21 protein-coding genes are annotated in these 21161 nt (G+C 71.4%); 9 read left to right on the top strand and 12 right to left on the bottom strand.

The genetic code is table 11. The annotated features are described in order from the left end of the window. Positions 1–529: 529 nt before the first annotated feature. Positions 530–1171 (bottom strand): DNA-3-methyladenine glycosylase, encoded by a 642-nt coding sequence (locus ACFYZ3_RS04625; RefSeq protein WP_388513947.1) that lies wholly within the window; start codon positions 1169–1171, stop codon positions 530–532. Between the two features lie 146 nt (positions 1172–1317). Between ACFYZ3_RS04625 and ACFYZ3_RS04620 the strand changes: the two genes are divergently transcribed. The 3 genes from ACFYZ3_RS04620 (at position 1318) to ACFYZ3_RS04610 (ending at position 3353) form a co-directional block, all read left to right on the top strand. Beyond that, positions 1318–2100, top strand: a complete 783-nt coding sequence (locus ACFYZ3_RS04620; protein ID WP_361007942.1) for a sporulation protein — start codon at positions 1318–1320, stop codon at positions 2098–2100. Positions 2101–2150: 50 nt separating this feature from the next. Further along, positions 2151–2690 (top strand): YbhB/YbcL family Raf kinase inhibitor-like protein, encoded by a 540-nt coding sequence (locus ACFYZ3_RS04615; RefSeq protein WP_388513946.1) that lies wholly within the window; start codon positions 2151–2153, stop codon positions 2688–2690. A gap of 156 nt (positions 2691–2846) precedes the next feature. Further along, a complete protein-coding gene (locus tag ACFYZ3_RS04610; RefSeq protein ID WP_007388340.1) occupies positions 2847–3353 on the top strand; it encodes an HNH endonuclease in 507 nt (168 codons plus the stop codon). A 144-nt stretch (positions 3354–3497) separates the two neighbouring features. Here ACFYZ3_RS04610 and ACFYZ3_RS04605 read toward each other — a convergent pair whose 3' ends face one another. The 3 genes from ACFYZ3_RS04605 to ACFYZ3_RS04595 all read right to left on the bottom strand — a co-directional run bounded on the left by ACFYZ3_RS04605 (position 3498) and on the right by ACFYZ3_RS04595 (position 5918). Then, positions 3498–4457 (bottom strand): SPFH domain-containing protein, encoded by a 960-nt coding sequence (locus tag ACFYZ3_RS04605; protein WP_388513945.1) that lies wholly within the window; start codon positions 4455–4457, stop codon positions 3498–3500. Positions 4458–4634: 177 nt separating this feature from the next. Further along, positions 4635–5066, bottom strand: coding sequence for an NfeD family protein (locus ACFYZ3_RS04600; protein ID WP_003977025.1), 432 nt, complete (start codon positions 5064–5066; stop codon positions 4635–4637). Between the two features lie 54 nt (positions 5067–5120). Then, positions 5121–5918, bottom strand: coding sequence for an ABC transporter ATP-binding protein (locus ACFYZ3_RS04595; protein WP_361007937.1), 798 nt, complete (start codon positions 5916–5918; stop codon positions 5121–5123). A gap of 153 nt (positions 5919–6071) precedes the next feature. On the opposite strand from ACFYZ3_RS04595, the gene ACFYZ3_RS04590 reads away from it, so the two are divergent. Further along, the gene (locus tag ACFYZ3_RS04590; protein ID WP_388513944.1) at positions 6072–6851 is read left to right on the top strand and encodes a hypothetical protein; all 780 of its coding nucleotides are present in this window, start codon (positions 6072–6074) and stop codon (positions 6849–6851) included. A gap of 150 nt (positions 6852–7001) precedes the next feature. Here the strand turns inward: ACFYZ3_RS04590 and chpE are convergent, their stop codons facing one another. The 3 genes from chpE to ACFYZ3_RS04575 all read right to left on the bottom strand — a co-directional run bounded on the left by chpE (position 7002) and on the right by ACFYZ3_RS04575 (position 9199). Beyond that, the gene (gene chpE, locus ACFYZ3_RS04585; RefSeq protein WP_388513942.1) at positions 7002–7250 is read right to left on the bottom strand and encodes a chaplin ChpE; all 249 of its coding nucleotides are present in this window, start codon (positions 7248–7250) and stop codon (positions 7002–7004) included. A 169-nt stretch (positions 7251–7419) separates the two neighbouring features. Next, on the bottom strand, positions 7420–8061 hold the full coding sequence (locus ACFYZ3_RS04580; RefSeq protein WP_388513941.1) for a response regulator: 642 nt from the start codon (positions 8059–8061) through the stop codon (positions 7420–7422). Further along, positions 8054–9199: a GAF domain-containing sensor histidine kinase gene (locus ACFYZ3_RS04575; protein ID WP_388513940.1), complete on the bottom strand. Its 1146-nt coding sequence runs from the start codon at positions 9197–9199 to the stop codon at positions 8054–8056. Before ACFYZ3_RS04575 ends, ACFYZ3_RS04580 begins: the two co-directional genes overlap by 8 nt. Positions 9200–9417: 218 nt before the next feature. Between ACFYZ3_RS04575 and ACFYZ3_RS04570 the strand changes: the two genes are divergently transcribed. The 3 genes from ACFYZ3_RS04570 (at position 9418) to ACFYZ3_RS04560 (ending at position 12295) form a co-directional block, all read left to right on the top strand. Continuing rightward, complete coding sequence (locus ACFYZ3_RS04570; protein WP_388513939.1) at positions 9418–10113, top strand: SDR family NAD(P)-dependent oxidoreductase; 696 nt, start codon at positions 9418–9420, stop codon at positions 10111–10113. Further along, on the top strand, positions 10113–11222 hold the full coding sequence (locus ACFYZ3_RS04565) for an S-adenosylmethionine:tRNA ribosyltransferase-isomerase (RefSeq protein ID WP_388513938.1): 1110 nt from the start codon (positions 10113–10115) through the stop codon (positions 11220–11222). Before ACFYZ3_RS04570 ends, ACFYZ3_RS04565 begins: the two co-directional genes overlap by 1 nt. 353 nt (positions 11223–11575) lie before the next feature. Beyond that, a complete protein-coding gene (locus ACFYZ3_RS04560; protein ID WP_356487723.1) occupies positions 11576–12295 on the top strand; it encodes a transglycosylase SLT domain-containing protein in 720 nt (239 codons plus the stop codon). Positions 12296–12420: 125 nt separating this feature from the next. On the opposite strand, the gene ACFYZ3_RS04555 is transcribed toward ACFYZ3_RS04560, so the two are convergent. Further along, a complete protein-coding gene (locus ACFYZ3_RS04555; RefSeq protein WP_388513936.1) occupies positions 12421–15045 on the bottom strand; it encodes an FHA domain-containing protein in 2625 nt (874 codons plus the stop codon). Between the two features lie 240 nt (positions 15046–15285). On the opposite strand from ACFYZ3_RS04555, the gene ACFYZ3_RS04550 reads away from it, so the two are divergent. Beyond that, positions 15286–17253 carry a streptophobe family protein gene (locus ACFYZ3_RS04550; RefSeq protein WP_388513935.1) on the top strand — a complete coding sequence of 656 codons (1968 nt, stop codon included), beginning with the start codon at positions 15286–15288 and terminating at the stop codon, positions 17251–17253. A 112-nt stretch (positions 17254–17365) separates the two neighbouring features. Beyond that, positions 17366–18610: a phosphoserine phosphatase SerB gene (serB, locus tag ACFYZ3_RS04545; protein WP_388513933.1), complete on the top strand. Its 1245-nt coding sequence runs from the start codon at positions 17366–17368 to the stop codon at positions 18608–18610. Between the two features lie 81 nt (positions 18611–18691). Here the strand turns inward: serB and ACFYZ3_RS04540 are convergent, their stop codons facing one another. The 4 genes from ACFYZ3_RS04540 to ACFYZ3_RS04525 form a co-directional block, all read right to left on the bottom strand. Continuing rightward, positions 18692–19210 (bottom strand): SixA phosphatase family protein, encoded by a 519-nt coding sequence (locus ACFYZ3_RS04540; protein ID WP_388513932.1) that lies wholly within the window; start codon positions 19208–19210, stop codon positions 18692–18694. A gap of 92 nt (positions 19211–19302) precedes the next feature. After that, positions 19303–19509, bottom strand: coding sequence for a hypothetical protein (locus ACFYZ3_RS04535; protein ID WP_388513931.1), 207 nt, complete (start codon positions 19507–19509; stop codon positions 19303–19305). A gap of 181 nt (positions 19510–19690) precedes the next feature. Further along, positions 19691–19807, bottom strand: coding sequence for an SGM_5486 family transporter-associated protein (locus ACFYZ3_RS04530; protein ID WP_037922852.1), 117 nt, complete (start codon positions 19805–19807; stop codon positions 19691–19693). 75 nt (positions 19808–19882) lie between these two features. Beyond that, positions 19883–21148, bottom strand: a complete 1266-nt coding sequence (locus ACFYZ3_RS04525) for a CynX/NimT family MFS transporter (protein WP_388513929.1) — start codon at positions 21146–21148, stop codon at positions 19883–19885. Positions 21149–21161: the final 13 nt, after the last annotated feature.

Genomic DNA, 21161 nt, shown 5'->3' with positions numbered 1-21161 from the left:
CGTGAATGTTTACCGGTTATCCGGTCGACACCACGAGAGCGGAACAGTCGGAGGAATAATCCGACCGTTCACAGCGTCCTCGCTGTGTGTTACTTCAAAGGAACCTCGTCCCAGCCGAATGGCCGGAGACGGGGTATCAACATATCTGGCGTTGACTTTTGGCACGCTGTTGAGTTCTCAAGGAACGGACGCTTCCTTTGTACTCACCCTCTCGGGCTTTCCTCCGGGCGCTTCCCTTCGGTCTTGCGTTTCCGACTCTATCAGATCTTTCCGATCCGATTCCCTGTCGGTGGGATTTGTCGATGCCTTCGCGCTTTCGCTCGTCGGCCTTTCGACATTCACTACGTTAGCCGATTTCTCCGTGGACTCATAATCGAGTCCCGCGAGTTTGAACTCAGGCATGCGGACATGCCGAATTCGCTCCCGCTGAGGGAAGTCGTAGGTAGTGGGTTGACCGCTTCCGGCTGCAGGCGATTGCCGTACCCGGGTCAAGCGGCTCGGGCCACGTTACGCGTCTCCCAAAGGAGAGTCAACTTCGGCGCTTCCTCGGGACATGTGCCCGATACGGGCTGACCGTCGGATCGTCGGCGACCCAGTAGCGCCAGGGGTGCACGCCGCCTTCGCCGGCCACGCCGGTACGGGGGCCGTTCCGTACCTGGTCACCGGGTACGGGGGTACCCGTCAGGATGCGCAGAGGCGTCTCTTGGGATGTGCACGCGTCCGTGCCGTTCAACGCGCGGTCCACGCCCAGGGCGGTGGCGAGGCGGGCCGGACCTTTGGCCAGTTCCTTGTCATTGCGGGCGGAGAGCCGACGGGTCCGGGCCAGCTCGGCTCCCTCGATGATCTCGCCGGCACGGAGCAGAACCGCGCTCGACCTGCCCTCTGGACCGCACACCAGGTTCATGCAGAACCACATGCCGTAGGTGAAGTAGACGTACACGTGTCCGGGGGGACCGAACATCACGTCGTTTCGAGGGGTGCGGCCGCGGTAGGCGTGGGAGCCGGGGTCGTTCTGACCGTCGTAGGCCTCCACCTCTGTCAGGCGGAGGGCGATCGGACCGTCCGGGGTGGTGCGCACCAGGATGCGGCCCAGGAGGTCGGGGGCCACCTCGAGGACGGGGCGGTCGAAGAATCCCCTGGGCAGGGGCGTACGGTCGGGGCTCGCGATCATGCCGTCCGAGCGTAACGCAGCCGGGACCGTGCGCGGGGTGGTCGGGGAGCGTCCGCCTTGCCAGGGTATGGGGCGCGGAACCGGCCACGGTCGGATCGCGTTTGTATGGGTCGAGGACCCACACGTAAGCCTGGAGAGGGAGAGACATGGCGTTCAAGAAGCTGCTCGCGAGTCTGGGGGCCGGCGGGGCTTCGGTCGAGACCGTGCTGAGCGAGAGCAACGTCGTTCCGGGGGGTGTCGTCCAGGGAGAGGTTCGGATCCAGGGTGGGTCCGTCGACCAGGAGATCGAGGGGCTGTCGGTCGGGCTCCAGGCCAAGGTCGAGGTGGAGAGCGGCGACCAGGAGTACAAGCAGGACATCGAGTTCACCAAGGTGCGACTCGGTGGTGCCTTCGAGCTGAAGGCCGGAGTGGTGCACGCGGTGCCCTTCGGGCTCGAGATCCCGTGGGAGACGCCGATCACCATGATCGACGGGCAGTCGCTGCGCGGGATGAACATCGGCGTCACCACGGAGCTGGAGATCGCGCGCGCCGTGGACTCCGGTGACCTGGACGCCATCAACGTGCACCCGCTGCCGGCGCAGAAGGCGATCCTGGACGCGTTCATCGGCCTGGGCTTCCGGTTCAAGAGCGCGGACATGGAGCGCGGCCACATCCGGGGTACGCGGCAGCAGCTGCCCTTCTACCAGGAGATCGAGTTCTTCCCGCCGCAGCAGTACCGCGGGCTGAACCAGGTCGAGCTGAGCTTCGTGGCCGACGCGCAGGCGATGGACGTCGTGCTGGAGATGGACAAGAAGCCCGGACTGTTCAGCGAGGGCAGCGACACGTTCCGTTCCTTCAAGGTCGGGCTGAACGACTACCAGGGCACCGACTGGACGGCGTACCTCAACCAGTGGCTCTCCGAGGTCGGCAGCAAGCGCAACTGGTTCTAGAAGATCTAGGCTCGGTCATCTCTGCACCAGACCATTCAGGAGGTACCGAGGTGACCGAGCTGAAGCGGCGTCCGCTCCCCCATGACTTCCACCCGCCCGTGCCGTCGTTCACCGTCACGAGCGAGGACGTTCCGGAGGGCGGTTCGCTCAAGGACGACCAGGTCCACGCCGTCGGCAACACCTCCCCGCACCTGCGGTGGGAGGGTTTCCCCGCCGAGACCAAGAGCTTCGCCGTGACGTGCTACGACCCGGACGCCCCGACGGGCAGCGGGTTCTGGCACTGGGTGGTGTTCGACATCCCGGCCTCGGTGACCGAGCTGCCGGTGGGGGCGGGCAGCGGCACGTTCGAGGGGCTGCCGCAGGGTGCCGTACAGGCACGCAACGACTACGGCAGCAAGGACTTCGGCGGGGCCGCGCCGCCGCCCGGGGACGGCCCGCACCGGTATGTGTTCACGGTGTACGCCGTGGACCAGGAGAAGCTCGGACCGGATGCGGACGGCACCCCCGCATTCGTCGGCTTCAATCTGCGCTTCCACACGATCGCGCGCGCCCAGCTGATCGCTGAGTACGAGGTGCCCGCCGACAGCTGACCCAGCCGAGCGTTCATGGAACGTTTGCCCGCCCCCGGTCTTGGAATGGATCAGGGGCGGGCATCTTTATATTGCGTTGTCCATCTCGGCGTGCCCGGCCAGAGTTGATCCCAGCCCGCCAGGGGGTGGGCCGGTGCGCACGGGAGGTGGGCTGGTATGCGGGACACGCTGGTGCTGAACGCGAGCTTCGAGCCGTTGTCGACGGTGACGTTGAATCGAGCCGTCGTTCTGGTGCTCCAGGACAAGGCCGTCGTCGAGCAGGCCCACCCCTCGCTGCGCATGCGCGGAGCCGCGCTCGACATACCCGCGCCACGGGTGATCAGGCTGTGCCAATACGTGCGGGTGCCGTTCCGAAGACGGGCTCCGTGGTCGAGGCGGGGGGTGTTGGTCCGGGACCGGCACCGGTGCGCGTACTGCGGGCGGCGGGCGACGACCGTCGACCACGTGGTGCCGCGGTCGCACGGCGGGCAGGACACCTGGCTGAACACGGTGGCCTCGTGTGCGGAGGACAATCACCGCAAGGCGAACCGGACGCCGGAGCAGGCGGGGATGCCGTTGCTTCGGGAGCCGTTCGAGCCGACTCCCGCCGACGCGATGTTGCTGGCGCTGGCCAGGGACGACTTCGCTGCGCTGCCGGAGTGGTTGGTGCTGGACGCGGCGTGACGGCCGGCGCCGTAGGGGCTTGAGTCTCGACGCCGGGTGCGGGTTGTGTGTGGCTGGTCGCGCCCACGCGGCGGAGCCGCAGATCGATACAGCCCCGCGCCCCTCGAGGCGCGGGGACTGCCCGGCGTCAGAAGTGAAGCCCCGTCAGTCGATCGACGGCTTCTCTCGGCGTTCCTGGGCCGGGACGCTCGCGCCGCCGTTGCCGCTTCCGCTGCCCGAACCGCCGCCCAGGCCCCCGAAGTTGCCCATGGCGCCGGAGAGGCCCTTGAGGGCGTCGCCGATTTCGCTGGGGACGATCCAGAGCTTGTTGGCGTCGCCTTCGGCGATCTTCGGGAGCATCTGGAGGTACTGGTAGGAGAGCAGCTTCTGGTCCGGGTCGCCGGCGTGGATGGCCTCGAAGACCGTGCGGACGGCCTGGGCCTCGCCCTCGGCGCGCAGGGCGGCGGCCTTGGCCTCACCTTCGGCGCGCAGGATCTGGGACTGCTTCTCGCCCTCGGCGCGCAGGATCTCGGACTGCCGGACACCTTCGGCCTGGAGGATCGCGGCGCGCTTGTCACGGTCGGCGCGCATCTGCTTCTCCATCGAGTCCTGGATGGAGGTGGGCGGTTCGATGGCCTTGAGTTCGACGCGGTTGACGCGGATGCCCCACTTGCCGGTGGCCTCGTCGAGGACGCCGCGCAGGGCCGCGTTGATCTCCTCGCGGGAGGTCAGGGTCCGCTCCAGGTCCATGCCGCCGATGATGTTGCGCAGGGTGGTGACGGTGAGCTGCTCGATGGCCTGGATGTAGCTGGCGACCTCGTAGGTCGCGGCGCGGGCGTCGGTCACCTGGTAGTAGATGACGGTGTCGATGTTGACGACCAGGTTGTCCTGGGTGATGACCGGCTGCGGCGGGAAGGGGACGACCTGTTCGCGCAGGTCGATGCGGTTGCGGATGGTGTCGATGAACGGGACCACGATGTTGAGGCCCGCGTTGAGGGTCCGCGTGTAGCGGCCGAAGCGCTCGACGATGGCGGCGCTGGCCTGTGGGATGACCTGGATGGTTTTGATCAGGGCGATGAAGACCAACACCACCAGGATGATCAGGACGATGATGACCGGTTCCATCGTGGGTGTCCGTCCCCTTCTCCGCCTCGGCGCTCCGGCAGATCCTATTGACCAGATCCGTTGACCTGGCTGACCCTGACTACTGCTGATCTTACGGCTGTTGAGGATCTTGCTGGTCGAGTCTGACAGACCGTCGCTCGGCGTGGAGGCCGTTCGGGCCACTTGTGCACGGCGGGGTCACATGATGACGGCCGTGGCCCCGTCGATCTCCACGACGTCCACTTCCTCGCCCGGTTCGAAGGCCCGCCCGGTGTCCAGGGCGCGTGCCGACCAGATCTCCCCGGCGAGTTTGATCCGGCCGCCGGCACCGTCGACCCGTTCCAGGACGACGGCCTGTCTGCCCTTCAAGGCGTCCACTCCCGTGGCCAGTTGGGGCTGTTGGGAGCGGTGTCGGGCGGCGATGGGCCGTACGACGGCGATGAGGGCGACCGAGACGATGACGAAGACGAGTACCTGGACGACCAGGTCCGCGCCCAGTCCGGAGGCGACGGCGGCGGCGACCGCGCCGACGGCGAACATCCCGAACTCCGGCATCGCGGTCACGACGAGCGGAATTCCGAGCGCTGCCGCGGCGACGAGCCACCACACCCATGCGTCGATGTCGTTCACGCTGTCATGGTAGGTCCGACGGTGACGCCGGGGACAGGGCGCACTCGGGGCGGGTCAGGACAGCGGGAGCCCCTTGGCGGTCCACCGGTCCCCGGCCTGCTCGACGACGAGCGGGAGTCCGAAGCAGAGGGACAGGTTGCGGGAGGTCAGTTCGAGCTCCAGCGGTCCGGCGGCCAGGACCTTGCCCTGACGGATCATCAGGACGTGGGTGAAGCCCGGGGCGATCTCCTCGACGTGGTGGGTGACCATGATCATGGAGGGCGCGATGGGGTCGCGGGCCAGTCGGCCGAGACGGCGGACGAGGTCCTCGCGGCCGCCGAGGTCGAGGCCGGCGGCGGGCTCGTCGAGGAGGAGCAGCTCGGGGTCGGTCATCAGGGCACGGGCGATCAGGGTGCGCTTGCGCTCGCCCTCGGAGAGGGTGCCGAACCTGCGGTCCAGGTACTCGGTCATGCCGAGGCGGTCGAGGAAGGCGCGGGCCCGCTGCTCGTCGATGTCCTCGTACTCCTCCTGCCAGCCGGCGGTCATGCCGTACGCGGCGGTGAGCACGGTCTGCAGGACGGTCTGGCGCTTGGGCAGCTTGTCGGCCATGGCGATGCCGGCGACGCCGATGCGCGGGCGCAGTTCGAAGACGTCGGTGCCGGGCTTGCCGAGGGTCTCGCCGAGGATGGTGGCGGTGCCGCTGCTCGGGTAGAGGTAGCTGGACGCGACGTTGAGGAGGGTGGTCTTGCCGGCGCCGTTGGGACCGAGGATGACCCAGCGCTCGCCCTCCTTGACCGACCAGGAGACCTGGTCCACCAGAGCCCGGCCCTCGCGGACCACGGTTACGTCCTGAAGCTCCAGAACATCGCTCATGAGCGCGTTGTCTCCCCTTGCATTGTGGCCGGTCTCGGCTGTCGCGTACACCTGTGACTCGGGCCGCGGCGCCGGTGGGCGCAGGCCCCTCCAGGAAATCTACGCCACCGGTCGGCGTAACCGTTCCATCGGTCCGGTCCTTAGGGTGGGGGCATGCTCTCGGAACCACGTGCAGGGCGCCTTGCCGCCTGGGGAAATGCCCTTATTGCCCATATGGTCTCGCCGGACGACGCCGCGGTCGCGATCGTGGGCGAGGACGCGGTGCACCGGGTGGAGGGGCTGCCCGGCGAAGACGCTCCGGTCGGTCTCACGCTGGCGTTGGGGCGGTTGCGGGCGCTCGGCGCGGTCGGGCTGCGGATCGCGCTGCCCGCGCCTGGGCATCCGCTGGGGCTGAGCGGGCCGCCGGAGTTCAACGCGCGGGCGCTGGAGGCCGAGGAGGCGGTGATCTGCGAGGGGGCCGCGCTGGGGCTGGTGCCGCAGGTGTACGAGGCCGGGCCCGAGGGGGACGTGCACGTCGAGGTCGTCTGGCACTGCCTGCCGGTGCGGGAGGCGCCGCCGGCGGACGTGCCCTCGCTCGGGGAGGCGGAGCGGGAGCTGGCGGAGGCCCTGCGGGACGCCACTGAGGTGCTGACGCGGCTGGACGTCGCCGGGTCGGGGCCGGTGGCGGAGGCGGCGGTCGCGGCGTACCGGGCGCGGGCGGAGCGCGGGCGCGAGGTGCTGGCGCCGGGGTATCCGCCTCGGGCGGTGCGGGTGCTGGAGTTGGCGCAGCGGGTGGGGGTGCTGGTGTCGCTGGCGTCCGAGAACGGGCACGGGGGTGCGGTGAGCGCGTCCGAGATGGCCGCGCGGGGGGACGCGCTCAGGCCGGTGGAGCGGGTGGCTCGGCGGGCGCAGGTCGCGGCGTACAACTCCGTTGTGGTGGAGCGGGGGCGGTGAGGATGCCGTGTCTTGGTGGGCGCCCGGGGTGAGTGCGGGCGTGGGCCGGGGTGGCGCCGCTCGGCGCTGACAGGTGCCGCGGCGCCCACCCGTGCCGCCCCAGCGGCACGATTGCCCGCTGCTGGGACGGCGTGGGGGCGGCGGCCTGCGTCAGTGGTTGACGCCCAGGTTGCCGAAGGCCGGGTTCAGGAGGCCGATGACGTTGACGCTGTTGCCGACGGCGTTGACCGGGATGTGGATCGGCGCCTGGACCAGGTTGCCGGAGGCGACGCCCGGGGAGCCGACGGCCTTGCCGTGGGCGTGGGCGCCGCCGTCGGTGGCGGAGGCCATGCCCGCGCCGGCGGCGATCAGGCCGCCGGTCACCATCGTCACGGCCGCTGCCTTCTTCAGGTTCTTCACTTACAAGCCCTCCTTGCGATCGCCGCGGCAGTCGCCGCAGCACGCACTGGAGAACGGCCGGACCCCTCGAAGGATGCGCCATTTGGGGGACATTCCCACGACGGTATGAATCTCCGACCGGAGGGGAACCCTCCGCCGTGGTGCCGCGTACCGGGGCGGTCGGCCGCGGTCAGCCGGCCGCACCGTGGCGCACGGCCCACAGGGCGGCCTGGGTGCGGTCCGCGAGGTCGAGTTTCATCAGGATGTTCGAGACGTGGGTCTTCACCGTCTTCTCGGAGAGGACGAGCGCACGCGCGATCTCCCGGTTGGAGCGGCCGTCCGCTATCAGGCCCAGCACCTCGCGCTCCCGCTCCGTGAGGGAGCCCGCCCTGCCCGGCCCCGAGCTGCTCTCCTCCTGGCTCAGGAGAGCGCCCGCGACCTCGGGCTGGAGCAGGATGTGCCCGGCGTGGACGGAGCGGATGGCGCCGGCCAGCGCGTCGGGGTCGACGTCCTTGTACACGTACCCGGCCGCGCCCGCCCGCAGGGCCGGGACCACGGTGCGCTGCTCGGTGAAGCTGGTGACGACCAGCACGCGCGCGTGGTTGTCCAGCTCCCGGAGCCTGCGCAGCGCGTCGACGCCGTCCATGCCCGGCATCTTGACGTCCATGAGGATCACGTCGGGCTTCAGCTCCTGGGCGCGGTCGACGCCCTCGGCACCGTCCGCCGCATCGCCGACCACCTCGATGTCGTCCTGTACCTCCAGGAAGGTGCGCAGTCCCCGGCGGACCACCTGGTGGTCGTCGACGAGCAGCACCTTGATTGCGTCAGCCACCGGGAACCTCCATCTCGATCGTGGTGCCCTCGCCGGGCGCGGACCGCACGGTCAGCCGGCCGCCGGTGCCGTTCGCCCGGTCGCGCATCGAGACCAGGCCGAGGTGGCGTCCGGCGCGGCGTACCGTGCGCGGGTCGAAGCCGCCGCCGTCGTCGGTGATCCGCAGGACGGTCGCGGTGCCCCGCCGGTGGAGCGTCACCGCGACGCGTTCCGCCCCGGAGTGGCGCAGGGCGTTGTGCAGTGCCTCCTGGGCCACGCGCAGCATCGCCTCCTCCTGGGCGGCCGGGAGCGCTTTGACGCCTTGGCCGGTGAAGGTGACGCGGGCGGCGTGGGCGCGGTCGAGGACCTGGATCTGGGTGCGCAGGGTGGCGACGAGGCCGTCCTCCTCCAGGGCGGCGGGACGCAGCTCGACGACGGCGGCGCGCAGTTCGTCGGCGGCCTCGGCGGCCAGGGTGGCGACCTGGTGCAGCTCGCCCTTGGCGCGCGCGGGGTCGCGGTCGACCAGGGCGGTGGCGGCCTGGGCGGTCAGGCGCAGCGAGAACAGCTTCTGGCTGACCGCGTCGTGCAGTTCGTGGGCGAGGCGGCTTCGTTCCTCGGCGATGGTCAGCTCGCGGCTGCGCTCGTACAGGCGGGCGTTGGTGAGGGCGATGGCGGCGTGCTGGGCGAGGATGCCGAGCAGTTCCTCGTCGTCCTGCGTGAAGCCGCAGGTGCCTTCCGGCTTCGGACAGTTCTTGTTCGCCAGGAAGAGCGCGCCGAGGACCTCGTCGCCGTCGCGGATCGGCAGGCCCAGGAAGTCGACCAGGTCGGGGTGGGCGGCGGGCCAGCCCCCGAAGCGGGGGTCCTTGCGGACGTCGCCCAGGCGCTCGGGCGTGGCCTCGTGGAGCATCGCGGCGAGGATGCCGTGCTGGCGCGGCAGCGGGCCGATGGCCTTCCACTGCTCGTCGCTGACACCGTCGACCACGAACTGGGCGAAGCCGCCGTGGTCGTCGGGGACGCCGAGTGCGGCGTACTGGGCGTCGAGCAGCTCGCGGGCCGAGGCGACGATCGTCTTGAGGACGTCGCGCACCTCGAGGTGCCTGCTCATGGCCAGCAGCGCGGAGCTCACCGCGGTGAGGCCGGACCGGGGGCCGTGACTCATGTCCTCACGGTACCCGCGGCGGGCGGGGGCGGGATCGGCCCGGTGACGGGCCTCGCCTAGGGCGGTGGGACTAGGTCCGGAGTCCCGTCCGCCGGGCCTAGGCCGAAGGGCCCCCGGACGTTGGGGCCCGTGCCCGAGGCGGTGGGCGGCGGCCGGTTCCTACGTTGAGGATCACGCCGGCCGAACGGACGGCGGGGACGACGAAGGGGACGGGTGTCATGCCGGTTGCGATCATCACGGGGGCGTCCAAGGGGCTGGGCCGGGCACTCGCCGAGGCCCTGGCGGCACGGGGGTGGGACCTGGTGCTGGACGCCAGGGGTCCCGAGGTCCTCAAGGAGACGGCGAGGGGGCTGGAGGCGTACGGCACGCGCGTGGCGGCGCTGCCCGGCGACGTCACCGACTCCTGGCACCGGACGGGACTGGTGACTGAGGCCCGGCGGCTGGGCGGCGTGGATCTGCTGGTCAGCAACGCGAGCGCACTGGGCGCCGAGCCGCTGGTGCGCCTGGCGGAACTGCCCCTGGAGGGTCTGCGGCGGGCTCTGGAGGTGAACGTGGTGGCCGCGCTGGGCCTGGTCCGTGAGGCGCTGCCGCTGCTGCGGGAGGCTCCCGCGGGCGCGGTGATGACGATCAGCTCCGACGCGGCCGCCGAGGCGTACGAGACGTGGGGCGGCTACGGGGCGTCCAAGGCGGCCCTGGACCAGCTGGCGGCGGTGCTGGGAGTGGAGGAGCCGGGCCTGCGGGTCTGGGCTGTCGATCCGGGGGACATGGCCACGGACCTGTACACGGCCGCCGTGCCGGACGACGAGGATCCGCGGCCGGACCCGGCGAGTGTCGTGCCGGGGCTGCTGCGGCTGCTGGACGAGCGTCCGGCGAGCGGGCGCTACGGGGCTCCGGCGCTGCTGGAGGCGCGCTGATGTCGCCCCTGGCGGTGCGGGTCCCACAGGAGCTGTCGGCCCGGGTGCCGGTCGAGCAGCGGGGGCCGGGGCTCGACCGGGACGGCGTAAGGCTGCTGGTGTCGCGGGGCACCGAGGTGTCCCACCACGGGTTCGCGGAGCTGCCGGGGCTGCTGCGGGCCGGCGATCTGCTGGTGGTGAACACGTCGCCCACGCTGGCCGCCGCGGTGGACGGCCGGGTCGGGCACGCGCGCGTGGTGGTGCACTTCTCCACGCGGGGGGACGACGGCCGGTGGGCGGTGGAGCTGCGGGAACCGGACGGGAGGGGCACCACGCGCGCGCGTGCGGAGGCAGCGGAGGCGACGGGCGTCCCGCGCGCGTGTGCGGAGAGTGTGGAGGCACGCGGGTGCGGTGGTCCGGCGGGGACGAAGGTGCGGCTGCCGGGTGGTGCGCGGCTGATGCTGGAGGAGCCGCTGAGTGCGCGCGGGGAGCGGTTGTGGTGGGCGCGGGTGTCGGGGACGGAGGTGCCCGCGCTGCTGCGGGAGCACGGGCGGCCCATTCGGTACTCCTATACGGAGCGGGACCAGCCGCTGTCCGTCTACCAGACGGTCTTCGCGCTGCCGTACGCGGACGGGACGGGCAGTGCGGAGATGCCGAGCGCGGCGCGGCCCTTCACGGCGCGGCTGGTGGCGGAGCTGGTGAGCCGCGGGGTGCAGTTCGCGCCGGTGACGCTGCACACGGGGGTGGCCTCGGCCGAGTCGCACGAGCCGCCCTATCCGGAGCGGTTCGCCGTGCCGGAGGCGTCGGCGCGGCTGATCAACGCCGTGCGCGCCGGGGACGGGCGGGTGGTGGCGGTGGGGACGACGGCCGTACGCGCGGTGGAGTCGGCGGCCGGGGCCGACGGGGTCGTACGGGCGCGGGCGGGGTGGACCGAGCTGGTGGTGACGCCGGAGCGCGGGGTGCGGGTGGTGGACGGCCTGCTGACGGGGTTGCACGAGCCCGAGGCCTCGCATCTGCTGATGCTGGAGGCGGTGGCGGGGCGGGCGGCGATCGACCGCGGGTACGAGGCGGCGGTGCGGCGGCGCTACCTGTGGCACGAGTTCGGGGACGCCCATCTCCTCCTGCCGTAGGAGGGCGGCGCACACCCACTCACACATCGCATTGCTTCAGCAACTAGCAGTGAGAAGGACGGAGGGCCGATGTGAGCCCGCGCATAGGGCGCACGTCACGTACGAAGGGGAGTAGGAGAACGACTCGTCCGTTTTGACCGGGGCGGATGGTCCATTCTGCCCCGGTTTGCCGTTCCCCGATCCACTACCCGGCTTCGTACGTCACACCTTTGCCTCCGGATTTTGCGGCCGCTAAGAATTGCTCTCGTCGCTCAGCGCCGTGGGTTCTCCCCCGCGGCGTTTGTGCCGGAAGCACCAACTGTCCCCACCGGACGAGAGCGACCTCCGCGCTATTCGAAGAGGTCTATCCCGCCATGCTCAAGAACATCCTTCCCCGTGGTCGCAGTCGTTCCCTGAACCGCACCCAGAAGGCCGCGATCGCCGGTGTCGGCGCGCTCGGCGCCGCCGCCGTCGCCCTCACCGCCGTCCCGGCCAGCGGCCAGACGACGACCACGAGCGAGGCCGCTCCGACGGCCAAGGTGGCGTACAGCACCAAGCAGATCCAGGACGTGCACGCCGGTGTCACCGGCCAGCTCGCCGGCGCGAGCCAGAAGGTCGCCGCCATCGAGGCCAAGAAGGAGGCGGCCGCCAAGAAGGCGACCGCCGAGAAGAAGGCCGCTGCCAAGAAGGCCGCCGCCAAGCGTGAGGCCAAGGAGAGCACCAGCCGCTCCGCCCAGCGCACCGAGGTCAAGAAGGCCGCGCCCAAGTCCTACCCGAACAACCTCGACGGCTGGATCCGCGAGGCCCGCGCCATCATGAAGAAGCACGGCATCCCCGGAACCTACGAGGGCATCCACCGCAACATCATGCGGGAGTCCTCCGGCAACCCGAAGGCCATCAACGACTGGGACATCAACGCCATCAACGGCATCCCGTCGAAGGGCCTGCTCCAGGTCATCCCGCCGACGTTCGCGGCCTACCACGTGCCCGGCACCTCGAAGAACATCTACGACCCGGTCGCCAACATCGTCGCCGCGTGCAACTACGCCGCGGACAAGTACGGCACCATGGACAACGTCGACAGCGCGTACTGAGGTCGGCGCGGACCTCTTCACGACGTCGCCGACGCCGCACCGTACGCCGAAGGGCGGCACCCTCCTGACGGGGTGCCGCCCTTCGGGGCGTGCGGGCCGGGTCTGCGGGCCCGCCGGACCTCGGCCTACTTGCGCATGACCTCGGGCTCGTGCCGGCGCAGGAAGCGGGCGACGAAGAAGCCGCAGATCACACCGAGGACGATCAGCGCGACCATGTCCATCCCCCAGGCGCCCACGGTGTGCTCCCACAGCGGATCGGCCTCGGCGCCCTTCTCGGGCGGGCTGATCTTGTTGAAGTCCAGCGTGGCACCGGCCGCGGCGACCGCCCAGCGCGAGGGCATCAGGTACGAGAACTGGTTGACGCCGACCGCGCCGTTCAGGGCGAAGAGGCAGCCGGTGAAGACGACCTGGATGATCGCAAACATCACCAGCAGCGGCATGGTCTTCTCGGCGGTCTTCACCAGCGACGAGATGACCAGGCCGAACATCATCGAGGTGAAGCCGAGGGCCATGATCGGCAAGGACAGCTCGACGAGTGTCATCCCGCCGAGGACCAGTCCCTCCTCCGGGATCTCGCGGGTGGCGAAGCCGATCACGCCGACCAGCAGGCCCTGGAACACCGTGATCAGGCCGAGCACGAAGACCTTGGACATCAGGTACGCGGACCGGGACAGGCCCGTCGCGCGTTCCCGCTCGTAGATCACCCGTTCCTTGATCAGCTCACGGACCGAGTTCGCGGCACCGGCGAAGCAGGCGCCGACCGCGAGGATCAGCAGGACCGTGGTGGCGGTGCCGTTCGGGATGATCCGGCCGGTCTGCGGGTTCGCGGGGTTGGGCAGCAGACCCTTGTCCGCGTCGATGAGCAGGCTCACCGCGCCCAGCACGGCCGGCAGGATCACCATCAGGGCCAGGAAGCCCTTGTCGGAGGCGATCACCGACGTGTAGCGCCGCACCAGCGTGACGAACTGCGACATCCAGCCCTGCGGCTTCGGCGGCCTCATCGCCTGCATCGGCGGCACCTGTACGGACTGCGGCGCCACGGCGTCGAGGTCCGCGGCGTACATCTGGTAGTGCTGCGAGCCCTTCCAGCGGCCCGCCCAGTCGTAGTCGCGGTAGTTCTCGAAGGCGGAGAAGACGTCGGCCCAGGTGTCGTAGCCGAAGAAGTTCAGCGCCTCCTCGGGCGGGCCGAAGTAGGCCACGGAACCGCCCGGCGCCATCACGAGGAGCTTGTCGCAGGTCGCCAGCTCGGCCACCGAGTGGGTGACGACGAGGACGGTGCGGCCGTCGTCGGCGAGACCGCGCAGCAGCTGCATGACATCGCGGTCCATGCCCGGGTCGAGACCGGAGGTCGGCTCGTCCAGGAAGATCAGCGACGGCTTGGTGAGCAGCTCCAGGGCGACGGACACGCGCTTGCGCTGACCGCCGGACAGGGACGTGACCTTCTTGTCCTTGTGGATGTCCAGCTTCAGCTCGCGCAGCACCTCGTCGATGCGGGCGTTGCGCTCGGCGGCCGTGGTGTCGGCCGGGAAGCGGAGCTTCGCCGCGTACTTCAGGGCCTTCTTGACGGTCAGCTCCTTGTGCAGGATGTCGTCCTGCGGGACCAGACCGATGCGCTGGCGCAGCTCGGCGAACTGCTTGTACAGGTTCCGGTTGTCGTAGAGGACCTCGCCCTGGTCGGCCGGCCGGTAGCCGGTCAGCGCCTTGAGCAGGGTCGACTTGCCGGAACCCGACGGGCCGATCACCGCGATCAGCGACTTCTCCGGCACGCCGAAGGAGACGTCCTTGAGGATCTGCTTGCCCCCGTCGACCGTGACGGTCAGGTGCCGGGCGGAGAAGGAGACCTCACCGGTGTCGACGAACTCCTCGAGCCGGTCGCCGACGATCTGGAACGTCGAGTGGCCGACACCCACGATGTCGGTCGGGCCGAGCAGTTGGGAGCCGCCCTTGGCGATCGGCTGGCCGTTGACGTACGTGCCGTTGTGCGAGCCGAGGTCGCGGATCTCCATGCGCCCGTCGGGCGTCGAGTGGAACTCCGCGTGATTGCGGGAGACCTGGAGGTCGGAGACGACCAGGTCGTTCTCCAGGGCACGGCCGATGCGCATGACGCGGCCGAGCGAGAACTGGTGGAACGTGGTCGGGCTGCGGTCCCCGTGGACCGGTGGCGCCCCCGCCGCGCCGCCTGGTCCCTGCTGCTGGGGGAAGTGCGGCGCGACCTGCTGCGGCTGCGGCGCGACCTGCTGCGGCGGCTGTTGCTGCTGCCAGCCGGCCTGCTGGGCCTGGTGCTGCTGCCCGTGCTGCGGTGCCTGCTGCGGCGGCGCCTGCTGCTGGAACGGCTCCTGCGCGGGCGGCGCCTGCTGCGCCCAGCCCGCGCCGGCTCCCTGCGCGGCGTACGGCTGCTGCGGCTGTTGCTGTTGCTGTTGCTGTTGCTGCTGGGCCTGCGGCGCGCCGGCCGGGGCCTGTGCGCCGGTCAGGTTCACCCGCGGCCCGTCGGTCGCGTTGCCCAGGTTCAGCACCGTGCCGGCGCCGAGCTCCATCTGCTGGACCCGCTGCCCGTGCACGAACGTGCCGTTGGTGCTGCCGTGGTCCTCGACCACCCAACTGCGGCCGTTGAAACTGATCGTGGCATGCCGCCAGGAGACCCTGGCGTCGTCGAAAACAAGCTCCCCCTGCGGATCGCGTCCTAGCGCGTATGACCGGGACGGATCGAGCGTCCAGGTCCGTCCATTGGATTCCAGTACGAGTTCCGGCACTCCATGCCCCACTGAGTTGTCCCCCGATGTACCCCCGTCGCGGGGAGTCTAGGGATGTCGAACATCGGGGGGAACTATTTCAGGCTCGGGGCCCTGACCGAAAGTCGGGCCTTGTGAAAAGTGCGTAGGCACCCATCAGCCGTTCCCGTTGACGGGGTTGAAACCTGCCCGGAGAGTGGTATTCCACGCGAGGGGGACATGCGCGGCAACCTGACCGCGCAGCGGATCGGGGGGTCTGCCATGAGCGCGTCCACGAGCGTCGGAACCGAGGGGTACGGCACCCGTGTGCCGTGGGGCGACGTACTGCTGTCCGCGATCGCCTCCGTGAGCTGGGCATTGATCGGCATGGCGGGAGCGGCGGCGCTCGGCCTGCATCTGCTGGACGCGGACGCGGCGGGCTCGCTCGGACCGATGACCGCGGCGGTCGTGGCGCTCGGGGCGGGTGGTTCGGTCACACCGGCCGGTGATGTGTCCGCGTTCGGTCTGAAAGGGGCCGAGGCGCACACGGCCATCGAGATCACGCCACTGGGGGTGGGCCTGGTCGGTGCGCTGTTCCTGTCGTTCTTCTTCCTGCGGTCCCTGCGGGCGGCCGGAGTCGTCGTCTCTCCCGCCGAACTCCTGGCGCGCGCGGGCGCGGTGGTCGCGTTGTTCGTGGCGATGACGGGTGGACTGGCCTGGGCGGGGCACGACGTCGTGACGATCGACGGCACCTCGCTCGGGCTCGACGACCTGCCCGGCGGGGGCGGGAGCGGCGGGCTGGAGATTCCGGGGCTGGGTGACGTGGGCGACATCGGCGGGCTGCTGCCCGACCGGGTCGGTGACCTCGTGGACGCCCGGGCCGCCGTCGGGTTCACCGTCGACACCGCGCCGACGTTGCTGGGCGGTCTTGTCTGGTCCGCGGGCGTGCTGCTGATCGCGTTGCTGGCCTCGCGCCGCACTCCGCTGCCGCGCGGTTGCGAGGCCGTGCACCGGGTGGTGCGACCGGCCGTGTCCGCCCTGGTCACCGTGGCGCTGACGGCGGTGGCGGCCGGTCTCGCGGCGGCGGCGTACGCGGCGGTCGGCGACGACCATCCCCGGCGGATCGCGGGGGCCGCACTGCTGGGCGCGCCGAACGGCGTCTGGCTCGGCGTCCCGATCGGCCTGTTCGTGCCGTGGGACGGGCAGGCCACCGGTCAGCTGGTCGGGGTGCTCCCGGCTCCCCTCGACGACCTGCTCGGCTCCGGCACCGAGCGGCCGGTCACGCTGGGGCGGCTGGCGGAGCTGGACGGGCGGATGTGGCTGCTGGGGGTGGCCGCGGCACTGATGATGCTGCTGGCCGGGGTGCTGACTGCGGTGCGGACGCCGGTGGTGCCTGGTGACGCACGTCGTCTCGCCTTCGCCGGGCGCTGTGCGCTGCCGCTGGGCATCGCCACCGCGGTGACGCTGCCGCTGTCGGTCCGGCTCACGGAGGTCTCCGTGGACGCCTCCCTGTCGGTGCTCGGCGTCGACGCCTTCGGCGCGGGCCTCGACCTGCACGGACACCTCGGTGCGGCTCTGCTGCTGGGTGCCGTCTGGGGCGCGGGTGCGGGGGCCGCCGGGGCGCTGCTGGCATGCGCGAGCGGGGCGGCGGGGGTGCGGGCGACGGGCTTGGCACTCAGTGCCGAGGCGGGGCGGGAGGGTGTCGGCGCGGGAGGCGGGGCGTATGCGGCCCGGGCCTCGGGGCCGTACCGGCCGGGTACGCCGCACCGGCCGCCCGACCCGGGCGCCCATCCCTACCCGCGGTCGCGGGAGGGGGCGGTGCGGCCGGAGTCCGGCACGGCACCGGGAACGGGCGGACCCGAAGACGCCCGCCCGGCGGGGACGGCCCCGCCACCGCGCGACGCCGGGTCCCCGCCGGGGCCCGGGCATACGGCGTCCGGGGAACAGCCGCCCGGCGGCCCGGGGCGGTGGCGGGCGGACCCGGCGCGGCAGGGAGGCGGCGGCGCGGGCGGTCGGAGCGGTGGCCCCGGGCAGTACGGCGACGGGGCGCGCCGGGAGGACGGCGGGACGGATGGCCGGTCCGACGACGACGTGTACGGCGCCCCTACGGTGGCCGGGCCGCTGGGTCCGCCCCCGGGAACACCGCGCCGGCCGCCGAGGCCGGGAGAACGGCCCCCGCGGCCCCGGCCCTGGGGCGAGGTCCCTCCTCCCCCGCCACCCGCACCGCCTCGGCGCCCCCGCGACGGGTAGCACCGGTTCTGCCCCGCTCCGGCGCCGCCTCGGGAGGATGGGGTGCCGTTCCTGTCCGCCAGTCGGACCTGAGGCGCGGGCGGCACGGGGTGCCGGATACGGTTGGAGCACCATGAGCGCTTCGCAGACCTCTGACGTTCCCACTCTCCTCGTCAAGATCTTCGGCAAGGACCGGCCCGGCATCACGGCCGGCCTGTTCGACACTCTCGCCGCGTACTCGGTCGATGTCGTCGACATCGAGCAGGTCGTCACCCGTGGCCGGATCGTGCTGTGCGCGCTCGTGACCGAGCCGCCCCGTGGTCTGGAGGGCGATCTGCGGGCGACCGTCCACAGCTGGGCGGAGTCGCTGAAGCTCCAGGCGGAGATCATCTCAGGCATCGGCGACAACCGGCCGCGCGGATTCGGCCGCTCCCTGGTCACGGTGCTCGGGCACCCGCTCACCGCGGAGGCGACCGCCGCCATAGCGGCCCGGATCACCGAGTCCGGCAGCAACATCGACCGTATCTTCCGGCTGGCCAAGTACCCGGTGACCGCCGTCGAGTTCGCGGTGTCCGGCGTGGAGACCGAACCGCTGCGCACGGCGCTGGCCACCGAGGCCGCGGCGCTCGGCGTGGACATCGCGGTCGTCGCTGCGGGGCTGCACCGCCGGGCGCAGCGCCTGGTCGTGATGGACGTGGACTCCACGCTGATCCAGGACGAGGTCATCGAGCTGTTCGCCGCGCACGCCGGCTGCGAGGACGAGGTAGCCGAGGTGACGGCGGCCGCGATGCGCGGGGAGCTGGACTTCGAGCAGTCGCTGCACGCCCGCGTGGCCCTGCTGGCGGGGCTGGACGCCTCGGTGGTGGACAAGGTGCGTGCCGAGGTGCGGCTGACGCCGGGTGCCCGCACCCTGATCCGCACGCTGAAGCGTCTCGGCTACCAGGTGGGCGTCGTCTCCGGCGGCTTCACCCAGGTCACCGACGCCTTGCAGGAGCAGCTGGGGCTGGACTTCGCGCAGGCCAACACGCTGGAGATCGTCGACGGCAGGCTGACCGGACGGGTCACCGGGGAGATCGTGGACCGGGCCGGCAAGGCGCGGCTGCTGCGTCGGTTCGCCGCCGCCGCGGGCGTACCGCTGTCGCAGACCGTGGCGATCGGTGACGGGGCCAACGACCTGGACATGCTGAACGCGGCCGGACTCGGGGTCGCCTTCAACGCCAAGCCGGTGGTGCGCGAGGCGGCGCACACCGCCGTGAACGTGCCGTTCCTCGACACGGTGCTCTATCTGCTGGGCATCACCCGCGAGGAGGTCGAGGCCGCGGACACGCTGGACGACGATCTCGGCGACGGCCTCGGTCTGCCCGCCGAGCGGCCCTGACCCGGCGGAGGAACCGACGGACGCCAGGCCCGGGGGCCCGGACCGCGAGGGTGCCGGGCCCTGTCGCGTGGGGGCGGCGGGTCAGTCGGTCGGCGCCCAGTAGTCGACCAGGGCGGCCCGGCCGGGCTCCACGTCCTTCCAGGAGCCCGTGAAGGTGAGGACGGCGAAGGCGGAGGTCGGGAAGCCCCGGCGGCCGATCCGCTCGCGGACCTCGTCCTCGGCCGAGCCGGCCAGGATCTCGGTCAGCGCCTCCATGCCCGGGTTGTGGCCGATCACCAGCACGTTCCGCAGGTCGTCGGGGGTTTCGTTGAGCACGGCGATCAGCTCGCCGGGCGAGGCCTCGTAGATCCGCTCCTCGTAGACGGTCTTCGGCCGGTGCGGGAACTCCTGGACGGCGAGCTTCCAGGTCTCGCGGGTCCGGGCCGAGGTGGAGCACAGGGCCTGGTCGAAGGACACGCCCGTATCCGCGAGCCGACGCCCGGCCTCCGCGGCGTCCATGCGGCCCCGGTCGGCGAGCGGCCGCTCGTGGTCGGCCACCTGTGGCCAGTCGGCTTTCGCATGCCGGAAGAGAACAATCCTGCGGGGTTCTGCGACGCTCATGTCTTCCAGCTTCGCATGAAACAGGCCATGGGGCTCTGAGAGTTGACATGCGGACTCACCGCGGGACGCGTGCGGGAGCCCGAGGCCGGCGCTCAGCGCCCGGTCAGCTGCTCCAGCCGCTCCAGGAGGTGGGCCGTCGTGGGCTGCTCCGCGGCCGCCTGGGCGTCGGCGGGATTGAGTATCAGCAGCAGCAGCGCGAAGAAGGCCAGCACGGGCAGGGCGAGGGCCCACCAGGGCAGCCGGGTGTCGACGCCGCCCCGGGTCGCCTGGGGAGGCCGGGTGTAGGTAGGGGCCGACATGATTGCCTCCGCTGGTCTTCGGGCGTCCGGGCCGTGCTCCGCGGCCCGCCGGTGGCGGGCACATCTCGAAGTTACGGAACCCGCGGGGCCCAACCCATCCGGAGGTCCACCCACTTGACCCTGACCCTCACCCCCTAAGGGATGGGGGGTTAACCCCACCACCGGGTCGCGGAGGGCGGGGTCACGGCGAGGCGATCGTCGCGATGACGCCGATGATCACGAAGATCGCGAGGAAGGCACCGAAGACGATCAGCATCTTCTTCTGGCCGTGCTGGGGATTCGGGTCGAGGACTGGCATACGGCAAGTCTCGCATCCCCCGCGCGTGCGGCTCCCGGCGGGCCACCGACCCGGACCGGCCCGCCGCCCGGCCGGTCAGCGGGCCGCCTCGTCCTCCACCGTGCGGTTGCGCCCGGCCAGGACGCCCACCACGATCTGCGGCACCATCAGCGCGCTCATCAGCGCGATCGGCAGGCCCCAGCCGCCGCTGTGCTGGTAGAGCACGCCCACCAGGAGCGGACCGGGGATGGAGATCAGGTAGCCGGTGCTCTGCGCGAAGGCGGACAGCTGGGCGACGCCCGCCCCGGTCCTGGCCCGCATCCCGACCATGGTCAGCGCCAGCGGGAAGGCACAGTTGGAGACGCCGAGCAGCAGGGCCCAGGCCCAGGCGCCGCCGACCGGCGCGAAGTACAGACCGGCGTATCCGGCGAGCCCGCACACGCCGAGGACCACCACGATCGGCCCCTGGTGGGGCAGGCGGGTCGCCACGCGCGGGATGACGAAGGCGAGCGGCACGCCCATCACCATGATCACGGCGAGCAGCAGCCCGGCGGTACCGGCGGAGACGCCCGAGTCCCGGAAGATCTGCGCCATCCACCCCATCGTGATGTAGGCGGCGGTGGCCTGGAGGCCGAAGAAGACGGCGAGCGCCCAGGCCGTGCGGCTGCGGGTGATCCGCAGCGGGGGCTGTTCCGCGGGCTTCTCGGCGGACCGCTCGCCCTCCGGGCCCGGCGTGGACGGCGCCGTGGAGGCCGGCGCCTTCCGGTTGCGCACGAAGGGGATCCACGGCAGGACGGCCAGCGCGGGCAGTACGGCCCAGACGGCGAGGCCGGGCTGCCAGTGACCGCCCAGCGCGTCGGTCAGGGGCACGGTCGCCGCCGCGGCGACGGAGGTGCCGAAGGCGAGGGCCATCGAGTAGAGGCCGGTCATGGAACCGACGCGGTCGGGGAAGTAGCGCTTGACGATGACCGGCATCAGGACGTTGCTGACCGCGATGCCCATCAGCGCCAGGGCGGTGGCGGCCAGGAAGCCGCCCGTGCCGCCGGCGTACGGGCGGATCAGCAGGCCCGCGGTGATGGCGGCCATGCCGGCGCAGACCACGGCGCCGGGCCCGAAGCGGCGGGCCAGCCGGGGGGCGGTGACCCCGAAGACGGCGAAGCAGAGCGGGGGCACGGAGGTGAGCAGTCCGGCGATGCTGCCGCTCATGCCGAGCCCGTCGCGGACCTCCTCCAGAAGGGCGCCCAGGCTCGTGATGGCGGGGCGCAGGTTCACCGCGGCCAGGACGATGCCGAGGATGAGCAGCCGGGTCGTCCACGTCGTCCACGCGCGCGTGGCGGACGCCTCGCCGGGTACCTCGGACACACCGCCCCCGGTA

The organism is Streptomyces sp. NPDC001599, assembly GCF_042893535.1.
Taxonomy (GTDB): Bacteria; Actinomycetota; Actinomycetes; order Streptomycetales; family Streptomycetaceae; genus Streptomyces.
This window is presented reverse-complemented; position numbering and strand designations above follow the sequence as displayed.

What these genes read in the sequence shown, in the direction of transcription:
- ACFYZ3_RS04625 (WP_388513947.1), bottom strand. Translation starts at nt 1,171, where the DNA reads ATGATCGCGAGCCCCGACCGTACGCCCCTGCCCAGGGGATTCTTCGAC.
- ACFYZ3_RS04620 (WP_361007942.1), top strand. Translation starts at nt 1,318, where the DNA reads ATGGCGTTCAAGAAGCTGCTCGCGAGTCTGGGGGCCGGCGGGGCTTCG.
- ACFYZ3_RS04610 (WP_007388340.1), top strand. Translation starts at nt 2,847, where the DNA reads ATGCGGGACACGCTGGTGCTGAACGCGAGCTTCGAGCCGTTGTCGACG.
- ACFYZ3_RS04605 (WP_388513945.1), bottom strand. Translation starts at nt 4,457, where the DNA reads ATGGAACCGGTCATCATCGTCCTGATCATCCTGGTGGTGTTGGTCTTC.
- ACFYZ3_RS04595 (WP_361007937.1), bottom strand. Translation starts at nt 5,918, where the DNA reads ATGAGCGATGTTCTGGAGCTTCAGGACGTAACCGTGGTCCGCGAGGGC.
- ACFYZ3_RS04590 (WP_388513944.1), top strand. Translation starts at nt 6,072, where the DNA reads ATGCTCTCGGAACCACGTGCAGGGCGCCTTGCCGCCTGGGGAAATGCC.
- ACFYZ3_RS04575 (WP_388513940.1), bottom strand. Translation starts at nt 9,199, where the DNA reads ATGAGTCACGGCCCCCGGTCCGGCCTCACCGCGGTGAGCTCCGCGCTG.
- ACFYZ3_RS04570 (WP_388513939.1), top strand. Translation starts at nt 9,418, where the DNA reads ATGCCGGTTGCGATCATCACGGGGGCGTCCAAGGGGCTGGGCCGGGCA.
- ACFYZ3_RS04565 (WP_388513938.1), top strand. Translation starts at nt 10,113, where the DNA reads ATGTCGCCCCTGGCGGTGCGGGTCCCACAGGAGCTGTCGGCCCGGGTG.
- ACFYZ3_RS04560 (WP_356487723.1), top strand. Translation starts at nt 11,576, where the DNA reads ATGCTCAAGAACATCCTTCCCCGTGGTCGCAGTCGTTCCCTGAACCGC.
- ACFYZ3_RS04550 (WP_388513935.1), top strand. Translation starts at nt 15,286, where the DNA reads ATGAGCGCGTCCACGAGCGTCGGAACCGAGGGGTACGGCACCCGTGTG.
- serB (WP_388513933.1), top strand. Translation starts at nt 17,366, where the DNA reads ATGAGCGCTTCGCAGACCTCTGACGTTCCCACTCTCCTCGTCAAGATC.
- ACFYZ3_RS04540 (WP_388513932.1), bottom strand. Translation starts at nt 19,210, where the DNA reads ATGAGCGTCGCAGAACCCCGCAGGATTGTTCTCTTCCGGCATGCGAAA.
- ACFYZ3_RS04535 (WP_388513931.1), bottom strand. Translation starts at nt 19,509, where the DNA reads ATGTCGGCCCCTACCTACACCCGGCCTCCCCAGGCGACCCGGGGCGGC.
- ACFYZ3_RS04530 (WP_037922852.1), bottom strand. Translation starts at nt 19,807, where the DNA reads ATGCCAGTCCTCGACCCGAATCCCCAGCACGGCCAGAAGAAGATGCTG.